Below are 15,834 nucleotides of genomic sequence, written 5' to 3' on the forward strand. Positions count from 1 at the left end.
GGGGCGGCCGGTGGCAGCGGTCCGTTGGCTGGGGCCGTACTCTACAGCCTTGCCTGCCGGTGTTCGCCGCGCCGGTCTTCGGCCGCATCAAAGCTTGCCATTGCCCGCGAGCCAGTGCACGACCTTGTCAAACTGTTGCGAGGTATGGGGGTGGGATAACAGGCCTTCGACCACATAAGTGCCCACCGTCGCCATGACAGAGGCTTTCGTCCGGGACATGCCCTTGGACACCATTTGCTGAACCAGCAGCGCGTCGAGCATCTCGTGAAAGCGGTCGTGCCACTCGCGGACCGTCTCTGAGCGATCCAGGCGCGAATGCACGGTCGAGATGAGCTTGCTGGCCTGCTGAAACTCCCCCAGCAGCCAGCGCAATTGATCCCCCAGCGACTGGTCCTGCATGCCCGCCAGTTGCAGCAGGGCCTTGTTGACCAGTCGGTCCAGTGTGGCCACCAGCAGATCGTCTTTGCTGCCGAAGTACCAGTACAGCGTGTTGGGCGCCACGCCAGCGGCCTTGCCCACCGCCGCCATGGACGTGGCCTCGTACCCGTCGGCCAGGAAAAGCGCGCAGGCGGCCTCCTCGATCTGCTCACGCTTCACTTCAGCATCCACATCGCGCTTGTTTCGGGCCATGGGTGACATCTTAAATGACATCTTGAATGTCATTCAACACGTGCTACAGTCACGCGGTCGTTGAATGCCATTCAAGATCATGAACGTCGTACGTCAACCTGTCAGCGAGCTGACCGAATCTGACCTGCTGGCCATGCGCATCCAGGGCCTCATGGCCTTGTTTGGCAAGCTGCCAGCGCCGTCCATCCAGGAGATGGATGGCGAGTTCGCCGCGCGCCTGCTGGCGCAGCCCAACGCCGTGGCGCAGGTCATCGGCAACCTGACGGTCAATAACCCGCTCATGCCGGGGCGCTGGCTGTGCAAGGCCTTCAAGCCCGTGTCCGCCGAGCGCGGCCAGGGCTACAACAGCTTTGCCCACCTGGGCCGCACGGTGCAGCGCTACCCGATGCAGACGCTGATCGCGCCTTCCCGCTATGACCGGCGCCCCGCTTACACCCTGGTGTACGCCGCCTTCCCATCGATGTGCGGTGCCATCCACATGGTGGACGAAGTGCGGCGGGTGGCGCCGGGCCTCTACCTGGGCATCGGCACCTGGGGCTTCACGGACGGCCAACGTCAGGTGCCGCTTCCCTTCGTCCTGCGTGGCCCCGTTGCGCCTTACGCCGGCCACATCGGCCGCGCCAAGAAGGGCTTCGATGTTCATCAAGAAATTCCCGCGTTCAAGCAAACAGCAAGGCAGAAAGGCTGATCACCGTGAGTACTCCCCGTCGCAAAGCCCTGATCACGGGCGCCTCCGCTGGCATTGGCGCCACGTTCGCACGGCAGCTGGCCGCGCAAGGCTACGACCTGCTGCTCGCCGCACGCCGTGGCGACCGGCTGAAGAATCTGGCGCTTGAGCTGTCCCGGCAGCACAACGTTCGCTGCGAGATCCTGTCGGTGGACCTGGCCAGCGTGGGAGCCGCTGCCACGGTCATGGCCCACCTGGATCGGCTGAACTGGCACATCGACTTCCTTGTGAACAACGCAGGGCTGTCCGGGCACGCCAAGTTTGCAGCGTCCCCGTGGGCACCGCTGGGTGGCGAGATCCAGTTGATGATGACCACCCTGACCGAGTTGACGCACAGCATCGCGCCCGGCATGATCGAACGGCGCTGGGGGCGCATCATCAACGTGTCGTCGCTGGCCGCCCTGTCGCCACCTGGCGAGAGCCTGCTGTATTCGGCCATCAAGACCTACGTGCTGGTGTTGTCGCAGTCGCTGGACATGGAGTTCAAACCGCATGGGGTGCATGTGACGGCCCTGTGCCCGGGCTTCACCTACAGCGAGTTCCATGACGTGATGGGCACGCGTGACACCGCCAACCACTTGCCGAGCATCTTGTGGCAACAGCCTGAGGATGTGGTCTCTGAAGGGATCAAGGCCGTGATGAAGGGCAAGCCCGTTTGCGTACCCGGCGCGGTCAACAAATTCTTGGCGGCCATCATGCGGCCCATGCCGCTGTGGATGAGTTACCTAGCGGGCAAGACGTTCAATCCGTTCAAGTGACATGCGGCTGACACCATGGCATGGATGATTTACGGTGCCAACGGCTACACAGGTGAACTCATCGCCCGTGAAGCCGTCGCTAGGGGCATGCGCCCGATTCTCGCGGGGCGCAGCAAGGCCAAGATTGAACGGCTCGCCCGGGAGTTGAAGCTGGAATACCGCGTCTTCGATCTGGACAGCGCCACCGACATCGTGGCCCAGCTGAAAGGCATCCAGGTGGTCTTGCTGACGGCGGGGCCGTTCTCGGCCACGAGCCAGCCCATGGTTCAGGCCTGCATTCGGGCGGGCGCGCACTACCTCGACATCACAGGCGAAATCGACGTGTTCGAACAGGTGGCACGTCGCGATCGCGAAGCGCGCCAGGCGGGCGTGGTGCTCTGCCCGGGCGTGGGCTTCGATGTCATCCCGACCGACTGCGTCGCGGCGGCCCTGAAACAAGCCCTGCCGGATGCAGTGGAGCTGCGCCTGGGCTTCGACACGACCGTCAGCCTGTCGCCAGGTACCATGAAGACCACACTGGAGAGCACGCCACAGGGTGGCCGTGTTCGCCGCAATGGCCAACTGATGCGGGTGCCGCTGGCGCATGAGGTCAGGCGCATCGACTTTGGTCGCGGGCAGCGCCTGGCGGTGGCCGTGCCCTGGGGCGATGTCTCGACCGCGTTCCACACCACGGGCATCCCCGACATCACGGTGTTCGTGCCCACGTCTCGCCTCGGGCTCTTCGGCATGAAACTGGGCAACGTCTTCGGCCCGCTGTTGAAGCTTGCTGTTGTGCAGCGGCTCTTGGGCGCCCTGGTTTCCAAGGCCGTCAAAGGCCCCGATGAGGCAGCGCGGGCCCAGATGCCTGCGTATGTGTGGGGTGAGGCGGTCAATGCGCGTGGCGAGCGTCGCACTGCACGGGTGAAAACCGTCAACGGCTACAGCCTGACCATCCCAGGTGCGCTGGCCGTGACGGAGCATCTGTTGCACCATGATGCACCCGCCGGTTTCATCACGCCTTCGCGTTTGATGGGGGCCGGGCTGGTGAGCCAACTGCCTGGAGGCGGTCCGATCGCCATCGGCAGCTAAGGGTCGGATGAGACGGTGCCCATGTGCTGGAGCTGACCTTGGACAGCGCTGTCGCGCCTGACACAATGGGCGCATCAGCCATCCCCGGAGGTGCCATGTTGCGCGCATTGTCCATCGTGTCTGCCCTGTTGTCGGTCGGAGCCTTGTCGGGTTGCGTCACGCCACCCGCATTCATGAACACGCCCGTTAACAAGGTGCACTACCGCTGCGCCAATGGCGAGGCCATCGAGGTACGCTATTTCCCTGAGCAGGGTGTGGCCGTGCTGGTGCGTGGCGGTCAGACGCTGGAACTGCAGCAGCAGCCGGCGGCGTCGGGCTTCTGGTACAGCAATGGCCCACATGGCATCCGCGGCAAAGGCAGTGAGTTGCGCGTCGAGACCGGCCGCATGGTGCCGCTGACGTGTCAGGCGATTTGAGCCGGGCCCCCTGATTGCTGTAGACCCCACATCACCTGGCTGACCCATGTCGACAAACACGCACGCCTATATCTGCGACGCCCTTCGCACCCCATTTGGCCGCTATGGCGGCAGCCTGTCGTCGGTGCGCGCTGACGACCTGGGCGCTGTGCCACTCAAGGCCTTGATGGCGCGTCACCCCGGGCTGGACTGGGAGGCCGTCACCGACATCCTGTTTGGCTGCGCCAACCAAGCTGGTGAAGACAACCGCAATGTGGCGCGCATGTCGGCGCTGTTGGCCGGGCTGCCCATTGGCCTGCCTGGCGCCACAATCAACCGGCTGTGTGGCTCGGGCATGGATGCAGTGGGCACCGCCGCGCGCGCCATCAGGGCGGGTGAGGCTGAGTTGATGCTGGCTGGCGGGGTGGAGAGCATGAGCCGCGCACCGTTCGTGATGCCCAAGGCCGCGAGCGCCTTCGCCCGTGACAACGCGGTGTATGACACCACGATCGGCTGGCGCTTTGTCAACCCACTGATGAAGCAGCAATACGGCATCGACAGCATGCCCGAGACGGCCGAGAACGTGGCGGCCGAGTTCGGAGTCAGCCGGGAGGATCAGGACAGGATGGCGCTGGCCTCCCAGGCCAAAGCGGCGGCTGCACAGCAAGCGGGCTTCTTCGATGCCGAGATCACGCCCGTGCGCATCGCGCAGAAGAAGGGTGAGCCGCTCGTGGTGAGCCAGGACGAGCATCCGCGCGAGACCACGATGGCTGCGCTCGCCGGGCTGCGCCCTGTGGTGCGCGAAGGCGGCAGCGTGACGGCGGGCAATGCGTCGGGCGTGAACGACGGCGCCTGCGCCATGATCCTGGCCAGCGAAGCGGCTGCTGCGCGCCATGGTCTGACGCCGCGCGCCCGTGTGTTGGGTATGGCCACGGCCGGCGTGGCGCCGCGCATCATGGGCATTGGCCCAGCGCCAGCTTCCACCAGGGTGCTGGCGCAGACCGGCCTGAAGCTTGACCAGATCGATGTGATCGAGCTCAACGAGGCGTTTGCTGCACAGGGGCTGGCCGTATTGCGCTTGCTGGGCTTGCGCGATGACGACCCGCGTGTCAACCCCAACGGGGGCGCCATCGCGCTGGGTCACCCGCTGGGTGCCAGCGGCGCGCGTCTCGTGACCACCGCCGTCAACCAGCTGCACCGCAGCGGTGGACGCTACGCGCTGTGCACGATGTGCATCGGTGTGGGCCAGGGCATCGCGCTGGTGCTTGAACGGGTATGAGGGCGTGAGATGCGCCTGAAGCTGGCCAAGCCACATGTCCACTGTGCCCGTCGGCACCGGGCGTGGGCGCTGGCGATCGCCGCGTTGCCGGCCTGGGCCGATCCACCAGGACCGGACGCGGCGGAGGCCGACGCCGTGGTCATCACGGCCACCCGTACGCCGCAAGGGCTGCGGGAGGTGCCTGCAGCCATCGACGCGCTCGATGCGCGCACCTTGCGCGAGATGGGCCCGCAGGTGAACCTGTCGGAGTCGCTGCAGCGGGTGCCGGGCGTGTCGGTGCTGAACCGTCAAAACTACGCGCAGGATCTGCAGTTGTCCATCCGCGGCTTCGGCGCGCGCGCCACCTTCGGCGTGCGCGGAGTGCGCCTGTATGCCGATGGCATCCCGGGCACCATGCCCGACGGCACCGGCCAGAGCGCCTTGTTTGACCTGGGCTCGGCCCAACGCATCGAGGTCTTGCGTGGGCCGGCCTCGGCGCTGTACGGCAATGCCGCAGGCGGTGTGGTGCAGGTGTTCACCGAAGACGGCCCCCCGGTGCCCGAACTGGGCGTGGGGATCGCTTTCGGGCCGGATGGCTTCAACCGCCAGCACCTGCGCGTGGCGGGCGAAACGGCACCGGAGGGGGAGCCGGGTGCGCTGAACTACGTGCTGCATGCCAGTCGCTTCAGCACCGAGGGCTTTCGTGAACACAGTGCCGCGCGGCGCGCCCAGCTCAACGGCAAGCTGCGCTGGCAGTTGGACGCGCGCACCACGCTGACCGTGGTGGGCGCCTGGCTGGACATGCCCGGCGTGCAGGACCCGCTGGGCTTGCCCGCTGACGCGTGGCGCCGCGATCCGCGTGCGGTGGTGCCCCAGGCACAGCGTTTCAACACGCGCAAGGACGTCTTCAATGGGCAACTTGGCGCCGTGTTCGAGCGCGCGCTGGGTGACGACACACTGCGGCTCATGGCCTATGCCGGACAGCGCGCCGTCACCCAGTTCCAGTCCATCCCACCCGAGGCCCAGACAGCCCGCCATCCTGGTGGCGTGATCGATTTCGAGCGCCGGTATGGCGGGTTGGATGCGCGCTATACCTGGCGCACACAGCTGGCCGAACGGCCCTTGTCGCTGACGGCGGGCGTCAACCTGGATGGCGTGTGGGAAGACCGCCGGGGGTTCCAGAATTTCGTGGGCGCCGGTGGTGCAGAGACAGTGGGCGTCAAGGGGGCGCTGCGGCGCGATGAAGACAACCGCGCGCGCAACGCTGATCAGTATCTGCTGATGCAGTGGCAGGCCGCGCCGACCTGGTCGCTCGACCTGGGACTGCGCCACAGCCGCGTGGGCTTTGCCTCGCGCGACCACTACATCACCGAAGGCAATGGCGACGACAGTGGTCGCATGCGCTTTGCCGCGCTCACGCCCACGGCTGCCGTGATGTGGCGGGCTTCGCCCGACTGGCACTGGTATGTGGCGGTCGGCCGGAGCTTCGAGACGCCCACGCTCGCCGAGGTGGCCTACCGAAGCAACCTGGGGACCGAGACCGGCTGGAACCGCGACCTGCGCGCCACGGCCGCGCGACACCGGGAAGTGGGCTGGAAGGCCCGGCCGGCCCGCGGTTGGCAATGGCAGCTGGCCGCCTACACCGTGGACACGGACGACGAGATTGCCGTGGCCGCCAGTGTGGGCGGGCGCGCCACCTTTCAGAACGTAGGCCGCACCGAGCGTCAGGGTGTGGAGACCAGCGTGCGCTGGGTGGGCGCAGCGAGCGCCTCCGGTTGGTCGGGTTACCTGGCCCTCAACTGGCTGGACGCCCGCTTTCAGGATGCGTTCAGCTCGCAGGGCGCAAGCGGCGAGCAGACCGTGCCGGCCGGCCGACGCCTGCCGGGCATCCCGGCGCGCCAGGCCTATGCCGAGCTGGCATGGCGGCCGCCTGCATCGCACTGGCACACCGCCATCGAGTGGCGCCATCAGGGGGCGATCTGGGCCAACGACATCAACACCGCCCGCGCGCCGGGCGCCTCGTTGTGGGCGCTGCGGGCGGGCTGGCGCCTGCCGTGGCAGGCTGGCGACACGGCCTGGCGGTGGGACGCGCTGGCGCGCATCGAGAACCTGTTCGACACCCGCTACGCCGGATCGGTCATCGTCAACGAAGGCAATGGCCGCTTCTTCGAGCCGGCGCCCGGGCGGGGCTGGCTGGTGCAGACCACGCTGACCCGCAGCTTCTGAACCGTGCCTGACACGTCGCAAGGAACTGTCCGGTGCGAAATGGATCCCAATTCAGATTGCCCTTCTCTGGAGTGTTTCCCTCATGCAAGCACAGGAACAGCGCGCGCTCCTCAACATCGTCATCCACGCGGCCATGGCCGACGGTCACAAGGCTGAGGCGGAGCGCGAGGCCATCCGCGGGGTGGCCGAGTCGCTGTCGGGCAGCCCCGACGGTCAGGCGCTGGCAGGCGTCTACCAGGATGTGCTGCTCAAGCGGGTGAGTCTGCAGCAGGCCGCCGCTGCATTGACCGACCCAGCCCACCGCCAGCTTGCCTATGAGATGGCGGTGTGCGTGTGCGATGCCGACGGGCAGCAAAGCGAGGCCGAGCAGCGTTTCCTCGCCGACCTGGGCGGCGTACTGGGGTTGCAGGTGGCCGCGGGTGCGGGCAGCAGCGCGGCAGCAGCCGGTGCGGCGGCGGCCGGGGCGGCCACGGCGTTGGCTGCGACCAGCCCGCTGGCCGACACGGTGCGCACGGCCGATGCGATTGCGCAACGTGGTTCGCAGCCGCTCGACCAGAGCGAGCCCGCGTTGGCGCCCGAGGTGGCCGCCACGCCGGGCCCCGAGCTGGACAAGACCATCCTCAACTACGCCATCCTCACGGGTGCGCTCGAGTTGCTGCCGCAGTCCTGGGCCTCGGTGGCCATCATCCCTCTGCAGGTCAAGATGGTCTACCGCATCGGCAAGGCGCATGGCGTCGAGCTGGACCAGGGCCACATCAAGGAGTTCCTCGCCACCGTGGGGGTGGGCCTGACCTCGCAGTATCTGGAGCAATTCGGCCGCAAGCTGCTGGGCGGTTTACTGGGCAAGGCGGCTGGACGCACGCTCGGCGGGTTGGCCGGTACGGCAACGGGCATGGCCTTTTCCTTCGCGACGACGTACGCCTTGGGCCATCTGGCCAAACGGTATTACGGGGGCGGCCGTGTGATGGGCACCGACCTGCTGCGGCAGACCTATCAGGAGCTGCTGGGGCCGGCCAAGAGCCTGCAGCAGCAGTACCTGCCGGCGATGCGCCAGCAGGCGGCCGGGCTGGATGCTGGCAAGGTGATGGCCATGATCCGTGGATGAGGGCGGCGTGGCACCGGGCAGGGTGTCGCGGCGAGGAAATCTGACATGATCGGGCAGAGATGCTCAACCTGGATTTCCTCAGCCTGCCGTTGCTCACGGCATCGGTCCTCATTTTCATCAGCCTGCTGATCGGCCTGTTTTCCAAGCGGGCTGGCTTTTCGTTTCTGCTGGCGTTTCTGCTGACGGGCATTCTTGCCGGCGAGGATGGCCCCTTCGGCATGCGTTTTGACGACTACCGCCTGAGCTTCTGGGTGGGTAACGTCGCGCTGGCCATCATCTTGCTGGACGGCGGGTTGCGCACCAGCTTCACCACCTTTCGCACAGGTCTCAAGCCGGCCCTGCTGCTGGCCACGCTGGGCGTGATGCTGACCTCGGGCTTCACGGCCGTGGCCGCCGTGGTCTTTCTGCAGGTGTCGTGGCCCACGGCCTTGCTGCTGGGCGCCATCGTGGGTTCGACCGATGCGGCTGCGGTGTTTTCGTTGCTCAAGAACACCGGGGTGCGCCTCAACGAGCGGGTCGCCACGACGCTGGAGATCGAGTCAGGCATGAACGATCCCATGGCGGTGTTCCTGACCCTGACGCTGATTGGCGTGGCCTCGGCAGGCGGCCTGAGCGGTCCGGTCAGCGACAACATGCTGGCCTTCGCGCAGGCGCTGGCCGAACAGTTTGGCTGGGGGGCACTGATCGGCATTGCGGCCGGTTTGTTGTTCGCCTGGGCGATGAAGCGCGCCGCGCGGCTGGTGGATGCGCCCGATGGCGTGCTGGCGCTGCTGGTGGCCTCGGCCGGCCTGTCTGTGTTTGCCTTCGTGACCTGGTTCGGTGGCTCGGGCTTTCTGGCGGTCTACCTGTTTGGCATCGCCCTCAGCAAAAAAGCTGGGGCGCAGCTGGAGTCGTGTCTGTCTGCGCTCGATGGCTATGCCTGGTTGTCGCAAGCGTCGATGTTCCTGCTGCTGGGCCTGCTGGTCACCCCCTCGACCATGTTGCCCACCTTGTTGCCGGCCCTGGCGGTGGCCCTGGCCATGATGTTCGTGGCGCGGCCGCTGGCGGTCTGGTTGTGCCTGGCGCCCATGCGCTTCACGCGCAAGGAGGTGGCCTACATCGGCTGGGTGGGCTTGCGCGGTGCGGTGCCCATTGTGCTGGCCATCTTCCCCTTCATGGCCCAGGTGCCCGATGCGCCCTTGATCTTCAATGTGGCTTTTTTGGTCGTGCTCGCCTCGCTGCTGCTGCAAGGCTCCAGCATTGGCTGGTTTGCGCGGCGCATGGGCGTGGCGTTGCCCGATGACGCCAACGAGCGCGCCATGCGCGCGGTGTTCGGCGATTTCAGCCTGTCGGGCGGCACCTCGGTGGCCGACGTATGTCAGTTCTATGGGCTGACACCGCCGCCTGACGCCCGGCTGTCGCTGGATGCCTGGATGGCGCAGGCCTTCCGCCGCCCGCTGGTGGTGGGGGACCATGTGCTGCTCGACGGCGCCGAGTTGTGCGTGCGCGCCATGGATGGCCCCCGGGTGCGCACCGTGGGTCTGAAGCTGCCGGATGCGCCGGTGATCAGCCCGTGACGGTCTGATCGCGGCCCTGGCGCTTGGCTTCGTACAGGGCGAGGTCGGCGCGCTCGATGGTGGCTTCCAGGGGCTCGCCGGGGCGTTGCTCGGTCAGCCCGGCCGAGAACCGCACATCCAGCGCGGGCACCGTGGGCGCAAGATGGCTTCGGCGTACGGCCTCGTGCAGCCTGTCCAGGCTGGTGCGGGCCGAGGGCAGCTGGCTGGCCGGCAGCACCAGCAGGAACTCCTCGCCACCCCAACGGGCCAGCACATCGGTTTCGCGCAGGCTGTGACGGGCGATGTCCGCGAACTGGCGCAGCACCTCGTCGCCCACGCCATGGCCGTGTGCGTCGTTGATCTGCTTGAAGTGATCCAGATCGATCAGCGCCAGACAGAAGGGCTGGCCGGTGCGCTCGGTCAGGGCGCGCTGGGCGTGCAGGGTTTCGGTCATGTGCCGCCGGTTGAACAGACCGGTCAGTTCGTCACGGGTGGCCAGCGTCTGGATGCGGTCCAGCGCCTCGGTGAGCTCCCGCTTGCGGGTTTCCAGTCGGTGGCGCAGTTCAGCCAGCTGGGCCGACAGCAGCGAGATGGTGGGCAGCGAGGTGCAGGCGAACAGAAAGTGGATGACCTCCTGGCTGGCGGGGTGGTGCGTCGGATTCGACAGGTGCAGCCCGATCATCGTGGCGCCCAGCAGCGTCAGCGCGAAGACGGCGGCTTGGCGGGTGGCCCGCGGGGGCAGGTTGAACATGCCGAACGTCAGCGTCAGCGCCAGCAGGATCAAGGCCGCGCCGCGCGACTCGCCAAGGATGGCATACGACCATATCGCGGCGGCCAGCGCCAAGAGGATCTGCGGCAGTGTCAGCGAGGGATCGTTCCAGTTCTGCGTGAAGCCGCCGCGCAGCAACACATAGATCGTGGTCTCGCTGAGCACCATGAACGCGATGAGCTGCAGGGCGGCACTCTGAGCCACCCGTCCCGTCGCGGCCATGTAGCACAGCAGCCCGCCGAAAATGCCGTAGTTGATGGCGGCGACCATGAAGCGCTGGATGCGCAGCTGCTGCTTGGGATCACTGCTCATGACCCAGCGGCACACCACGGCCACGCGGGTGTCGTCACGCTCGGTCAGGGAATGGGCCATCACATCCCTATCGGCCAAATCGCCCGTGAATTGAGGGCGGGTTCCCCCGCGGATGAGGGGTCAAAGTGGGCGGGGACCTGCGCCGCTTGCCCTCGCGCTGCCTGAACTAAGCCGGCCAATCGCCCAATGTGCCAGACCGGCGGCGGCCAGCATGCACGCCAGCCCCACGCCCCACGCCACCCAGATCAGCGGCTCGAGCCAGCCCAGCGCCACCGACAGATCAGGCGACACCGATTCCAGCCAGGTGAGCAGCGTGATCGTCGCGTTGCGCAGCGCCTCCAAGGCCGCCGTGTCGACCCAGAGGGCGGCCCAGGCAGGGATGGGCCAACTGGCGATGAGCGCGCGCCAGTCGGGCGTGGTGGTGGCGGCCTGACCGGCCAGCCAGTCTGTCAGTGCCACCCCCGAGGCGGCCAGCCCCGTCCAGGCGGCGGCAAGCAGGGCAGTCAGGATCCACAGTGCAGTTTTCATGACAAGGCAAAACCGCGATTGACAACGCGGTGCATTTTGGCGCGGCCCGCTCATCCGTACGCGTCCCATGGATTTGTACGCGGTTTGCACTCGCCTGGCGCGCCGGACGGTTTGACGTCGGGGGACAGGCAGGCGCACACTGGAAACCGCAGCTCCAGACGCTGTTGCCAAGGTCTGGGTTTCCCACACACAACAACAGCCTATGGCAGATTCAAGGGTGGCGCTTCGGGATGCCGGCTTGCAGGTTCTGTTCGAGACTGAACTGCCTGTGGGTCTGGCCTTGCTGGACGGTCAGCACCGTTACGTGCTGATCAACCAGACCCTGGCCACTTTCAATGGCGTCGCGCGGGAGCAGGCGCTGGGACGCTCCGTGGCCGCGGTGCTGCCCGAGGCGTACCCGCTGCTGCGCCCCCTGTTGGAGCGCGTGCTGTTGCACGGCGAGGCGCTGTGCGATTTCCGCCTCGACGCCGAGGTGCCCAGCCAGCCCGGACAGCTCTCGCACTGGGAGGCCAGCTACCTGCCCGTGCGCGCGGCCTCCGGTGAGGTGGTGGGCGTGCTCGTCAAGGCCGTCAATCTGTCGTGGCAGATGGCCCATGAGCGGGCACTGCGCGAGAGCGAGGCGCACCTGCGCCGCGTGCTCGACAGCCTGTTTGCTTTTGTGGGCGTGCTCACGCCCGAGGGGGTGCTGGTGCAGGCCAACAAGGCGCCGCTGGAGGCCGCGGGCATCCGCGCGGAAGACGTCATCGGCCGCCCTTTCTGGGATACCTACTGGTGGAACCACGACGCGGCCCTGGTCGACTGGATGCGCGAAGCGGTCGCGCGTGCGCGCGAGGGCCAGGTCACCCGGGGCGATGTGGCCGTGCGCATGGCTGGAGACAGCCGCATGGTGATCGATTTCATGCTGGCGCCCATGCGCAACGATCAGGGCGAGATCACCCATCTGATTCCTTCAGCCATCGATGTGTCAGACCGGGTGGAAGGCGAAGCCGCGCTGCGTGCCAGCGAGGCGCGGTTCCGCAGCGTGTTCGACGCCTCGCCGGATGGCATGGCGCTCATCGAGGCGCCGGATCGGCTGGTGCGCGTCAACGCCAGCCTGTGTCGGATCTTCGGTTACCGGGCCGATGCCCTTCAGGGCCAGTCGGTGGCCTTGCTGCTCGATGACGATCACGGGCCGGGGCACGCTGAGCTGATGCAGGGCTTCTGGTCGCGCCCGCAGGAACGCCGCATGGCGCCCAAGCGCGAGGTCACTGGCCGACGCGCAGATGGCTCGGTCGTGCACGTCGAGGTGGGGCTGACACCGCTGCCGGGCGCGGGCGTGCCGCAGATGCTCATCACCGTGTCAGACGTGACGGCGCGCATGCAGGCGCAGCAGCAAATCGAGCAGGCGCTGCGCGAGAAAACGGTGCTGCTCAACGAAGTGCACCATCGGGTCAAGAACAACCTGCAGATCATCGCCAGCCTGCTGCGCCTGCAGTCCAAGCATGTGGACGACCCGGTCCGGCGGGTGCTCGGCGAAAGCCGCAGCCGCGTGAAAGCCATGGCGCTGACGCACCAGTTGCTGTATGAGTGCCATGACTTTGCTGGTCTGGAGCTGGGCCTCTACCTCAAGCGCCTGGCGCACTTGCTGCGCGAAACCCATCTTCCCTCTGATGCGCCTCAGGCGCAGGCTGTGCTGATTGATGTGCAGGCGGCCGAGAGCGGGCTGCGCATCGACCTGCAACGCGCGGTGCCTTGCGCTCTGCTGGTCAACGAACTGGTCACCAATGCGATCAAGCATGCCTTTCCGAATGGGCGTGCTGGCCGCATTGGCATCACGGCCGACGCCGGGCCAGCGGGCAGCATCGTGCTCTCGTTCGAGGACGACGGCGTCGGCATTCCCCGTGGCGTGCGTCTGGGGCAGCAGGGCACGCTGGGCTTTCAGCTGGTGCCGCTGCTGGCCGCGCAGCTGGATGCCAGCATTGACATCGAAGCAGGCCGGGCCGGCGGGGCCCGCTTCGTGGTGAACATCCCGCCAGCGGAGGTCTCACCATGACGCTCGCAACCGACACCGTCACGCCGACGCCCCGTGTGTTCATCGTCGAAGACGAGGCGATCGTCGCGCTGGATCTGCAAGACCAGCTGGAGTCGCTCGGCTTCGAGGTGGTGGGCATTGCCGGCAGCGAGCAGGCGGCGTTGCAGGGTGTAGGGCGCACGGCGCCCGACATGGTGCTCATGGACATCAACCTGGGCAGGGGAGGAGACGGCGTCCACGCGGCCAGCCTCATCCAGGGACAGCACGGTGTGCCAGTCGTGTACTTGACGGCCTATGCCGAGCCAGAAACGCTGAGCCGGGCCAGTGCCACGCAGCCCTATGGCTACCTGCTCAAGCCCTTCGAGGGCCGTGAACTCAATGCCACCTTGCGCATGGCGTGGGCACGGCACCTGCGCGACCGCCGTGCCGTGCATGAGCAGAACAGCCTGCGGCAGGCCGCCATGGCCTTCGATTCGGCCGCCGAGGCCATCCTGATCCTGGACCGCGACGGGCGGGTCCTGCGTGTGAACCCGGCCTTCGAGCGGCTGACGGGCTGGACCTCACATGAGGTGGTGGGGCGTACGCCCGAGTCCTTTCTGCAGGCGCGCCGCGCGGACGACCCCTTGCACGGCGCCAGCGCGCTGTCGGCACGCGCGATGGTCCGACATGGCGAGGTGTCTTGTCTCAGGCGCGACGGCAGTGTGTTTCCTGCGTGGCAGCATGTGGCGTCCGTGGTCGATCCGGCTGGCCAAGCTGCCCACCAGGTCGTCACCTTCTCGGACATCTCGGCGCTGCGCCAGACCGACCACCGTCTACGCCAGTGGGCCTACCACGACGCGCTGACCGGACTGGGAAACCGCTACTACCTCCAGCAGTGCCTGCAGGAACGGCTGAGCGAGTTCCGCAACAGCGGCCAGGGATTTGGCGTGCTGTTCCTGGATCTGGACGGGTTCAAGGCGGTCAACGACGAGATGGGCCATGCCGCGGGTGACGCGGTACTCGTGGACCTGGCCCGCCGCCTGCAGGAGTCGCTGCGCAGCACCGATGTGGCCATCCGCCTGGGGGGAGATGAGTTCGTGGTGCTGGTGCGCCAGGCACGGGAGGCAGACGTGTGTGCGCTGGCGGACAAGCTGCTGGCGCTGTTCAGCGTGCCGGTTCGGCTGACGTCGGGGCGGCTGGCACATCTGTCGGTCAGCATCGGCATTGCGCTGTTCCCCAAACATGCCGAATCGATCGAGGAGCTGATGATTGTGGCGGATCGCGCCATGTACAACGCAAAGGCCCGTGGCCGCAATGGATACTGCCTGAGTCGATGAAGGGCAGGCAAGCCCCTTGCCCCCAGAATGGCAGCATCGATCATTCAGAGGGGAAGGTGCAGCATGGACACAGGCGCCATACGCCAGTGGTTGCGCCCGTGGTGGCGCATCGCGCGCAATGCGGTGCAGCTCTGGCTCGACAACCAGGCTTTCAGCCACGCCGCGGCGCTGGCCTTCTACACGCTGTTTTCTTTGGCGCCGGTGGTCATCATTGCAGTCAGCATCATCGGCATCGTGCTGGGCGAGCAGGCCGCGCAGGGCGAGATTGTCGGTCAATTGGCCGATGTGATGGGCCATCAGGCTGCCGCCGCGGTGGAGCAGGCTGTGGCCCGTTCACGCATCGAGACGTCGGGGCTGTTGCCCACCGTACTGGGGTTCGGGGCGCTGCTGGTGGGCGCCACCACGGTGTTCGCACAGATGCAAAGCGCGCTCAATGCCATCTGGAATGTGACGGCTCGACCGGATCGAAGCAGCCTGTGGTCGCTCGTGAAGACCCGGCTGCTGTCCCTCGCGGTGGTGCTGGCCATAGGCTTCGTGCTGCTGGTGTCGTTGTTGCTGGGGGTGATGCTGCGGGCGTTCTTCCAGTTCGCCGACCAGTTTCTGCCAGCCGTGGCCACTCTCTTGTCAGCGGTCGAATTGACCGTCTCGCTGGTGGTGGTGGCATTGTTGTTCGCCACCATCTTCAAGGTGCTGCCCGATGTGGTCCTGCGCTGGCGCGATGTGATGGTCGGCGCCGCGGTCACGGCGGTGCTGTTTTCCGTGGGGCGCTATGGGATCGCCGCATACCTGGCGTACACCGCCACGGCGTCAACCTACGGCGCGGCCGGCTCGGTGGTGCTGATCCTGCTGTGGGTGTATTACTCATCGCTGATCCTGATGCTCGGCGCGGCGTTCACGCGAACGCACCTGCAGGAGCGCGGCGGGTCGGTGTGGCCGCGCAACGGGGCCGTGCGGGTGCATCAGGCGGTGCTCGTGGATGAGCTCGGGAGTCCTCATGTGGCGCGATAGCCGTCTGTATCGTGACAAAGTGCGCGCATGGCGGCATTCAGAAATGAAAAAACCTGTCGATAGCGCAAAGGTGTGGGCCGACGCGGCCCCCTCCATGCGGGCAACGACGTAACAGGGATCGGCGCCAGGGCAACACGCGTTGTTTGCCTGAGCATGTTGATGCAGCCCTGTCTCGATCGGGCGCAGGC

Annotated in this window: 14 protein-coding genes; 11 read left to right on the forward strand and 3 right to left on the reverse strand. The window is 66.8% G+C overall.

Features of this window, described 5'->3' with window-relative positions; genetic code table 11:
- Positions 1 to 87: 87 nt before the first annotated feature.
- Positions 88 to 630, reverse strand: coding sequence for a TetR/AcrR family transcriptional regulator (locus tag GTZ97_RS01405; RefSeq protein ID WP_161648709.1), 543 nt, complete (start codon positions 628 to 630; stop codon positions 88 to 90).
- Between the two features lie 79 nt (positions 631 to 709).
- Here GTZ97_RS01405 and GTZ97_RS01410 point away from each other — a divergent pair, with 79 nt between their 5' ends.
- The 8 genes from GTZ97_RS01410 (at position 710) to GTZ97_RS01445 (ending at position 9,723) form a co-directional block, all read left to right on the forward strand.
- A complete protein-coding gene (locus GTZ97_RS01410) occupies positions 710 to 1,318 on the forward strand; it encodes a hypothetical protein (RefSeq protein ID WP_161648710.1) in 609 nt (202 codons plus the stop codon).
- Positions 1,319 to 1,323: 5 nt separating this feature from the next.
- Complete coding sequence (locus tag GTZ97_RS01415; protein WP_201748115.1) at positions 1,324 to 2,115, forward strand: SDR family NAD(P)-dependent oxidoreductase; 792 nt, start codon at positions 1,324 to 1,326, stop codon at positions 2,113 to 2,115.
- A gap of 15 nt (positions 2,116 to 2,130) precedes the next feature.
- On the forward strand, positions 2,131 to 3,183 hold the full coding sequence (locus GTZ97_RS01420) for a saccharopine dehydrogenase family protein (RefSeq protein WP_161648711.1): 1,053 nt from the start codon (positions 2,131 to 2,133) through the stop codon (positions 3,181 to 3,183).
- A gap of 95 nt (positions 3,184 to 3,278) precedes the next feature.
- The gene (locus tag GTZ97_RS01425; protein WP_236650940.1) at positions 3,279 to 3,599 is read left to right on the forward strand and encodes an MliC family protein; all 321 of its coding nucleotides are present in this window, start codon (positions 3,279 to 3,281) and stop codon (positions 3,597 to 3,599) included.
- Between the two features lie 46 nt (positions 3,600 to 3,645).
- Positions 3,646 to 4,857 carry a 3-oxoadipyl-CoA thiolase gene (gene pcaF, locus GTZ97_RS01430; RefSeq protein WP_161648712.1) on the forward strand — a complete coding sequence of 404 codons (1,212 nt, stop codon included), beginning with the start codon at positions 3,646 to 3,648 and terminating at the stop codon, positions 4,855 to 4,857.
- Between the two features lie 9 nt (positions 4,858 to 4,866).
- Positions 4,867 to 7,062 (forward strand): TonB-dependent receptor family protein, encoded by a 2,196-nt coding sequence (locus GTZ97_RS01435; protein WP_161648713.1) that lies wholly within the window; start codon positions 4,867 to 4,869, stop codon positions 7,060 to 7,062.
- Between the two features lie 82 nt (positions 7,063 to 7,144).
- Complete coding sequence (locus GTZ97_RS01440) at positions 7,145 to 8,167, forward strand: YcjF family protein (RefSeq protein ID WP_161648714.1); 1,023 nt, start codon at positions 7,145 to 7,147, stop codon at positions 8,165 to 8,167.
- Between the two features lie 59 nt (positions 8,168 to 8,226).
- On the forward strand, positions 8,227 to 9,723 hold the full coding sequence (locus GTZ97_RS01445) for a potassium/proton antiporter (protein WP_161648715.1): 1,497 nt from the start codon (positions 8,227 to 8,229) through the stop codon (positions 9,721 to 9,723).
- On the opposite strand, the gene GTZ97_RS01450 is transcribed toward GTZ97_RS01445, so the two are convergent.
- Together GTZ97_RS01450 and GTZ97_RS01455 are read right to left on the reverse strand one after the other, a co-directional pair.
- Entirely contained in the window at positions 9,713 to 10,843 is a 1,131-nt protein-coding gene (locus GTZ97_RS01450) for a diguanylate cyclase (protein ID WP_161648716.1), read from the reverse strand. The two genes, GTZ97_RS01445 and GTZ97_RS01450, sit on opposite strands and share 11 nt — an antisense overlap.
- Positions 10,844 to 10,903: 60 nt before the next feature.
- Positions 10,904 to 11,311: a hypothetical protein gene (locus tag GTZ97_RS01455; RefSeq protein WP_161648717.1), complete on the reverse strand. Its 408-nt coding sequence runs from the start codon at positions 11,309 to 11,311 to the stop codon at positions 10,904 to 10,906.
- Between the two features lie 202 nt (positions 11,312 to 11,513).
- On the opposite strand from GTZ97_RS01455, the gene GTZ97_RS01460 reads away from it, so the two are divergent.
- From GTZ97_RS01460 to GTZ97_RS01470, 3 genes are all read left to right on the forward strand, one after another.
- Entirely contained in the window at positions 11,514 to 13,343 is a 1,830-nt protein-coding gene (locus GTZ97_RS01460) for a PAS domain S-box protein (RefSeq protein ID WP_161648718.1), read from the forward strand.
- On the forward strand, positions 13,340 to 14,638 hold the full coding sequence (locus GTZ97_RS01465; protein ID WP_161648719.1) for a diguanylate cyclase: 1,299 nt from the start codon (positions 13,340 to 13,342) through the stop codon (positions 14,636 to 14,638). Before GTZ97_RS01460 ends, GTZ97_RS01465 begins: the two co-directional genes overlap by 4 nt.
- 63 nt (positions 14,639 to 14,701) lie before the next feature.
- On the forward strand, positions 14,702 to 15,646 hold the full coding sequence (locus GTZ97_RS01470) for a YihY/virulence factor BrkB family protein (protein ID WP_161648720.1): 945 nt from the start codon (positions 14,702 to 14,704) through the stop codon (positions 15,644 to 15,646).
- The last annotated feature ends 188 nt before the right edge of the window (positions 15,647 to 15,834 follow it).

Origin of the sequence: Aquabacterium fontiphilum (assembly GCF_009909205.1) — a bacterium.
Taxonomy (GTDB): domain Bacteria; phylum Pseudomonadota; class Gammaproteobacteria; order Burkholderiales; family Burkholderiaceae_C; genus Aquabacterium; species Aquabacterium fontiphilum.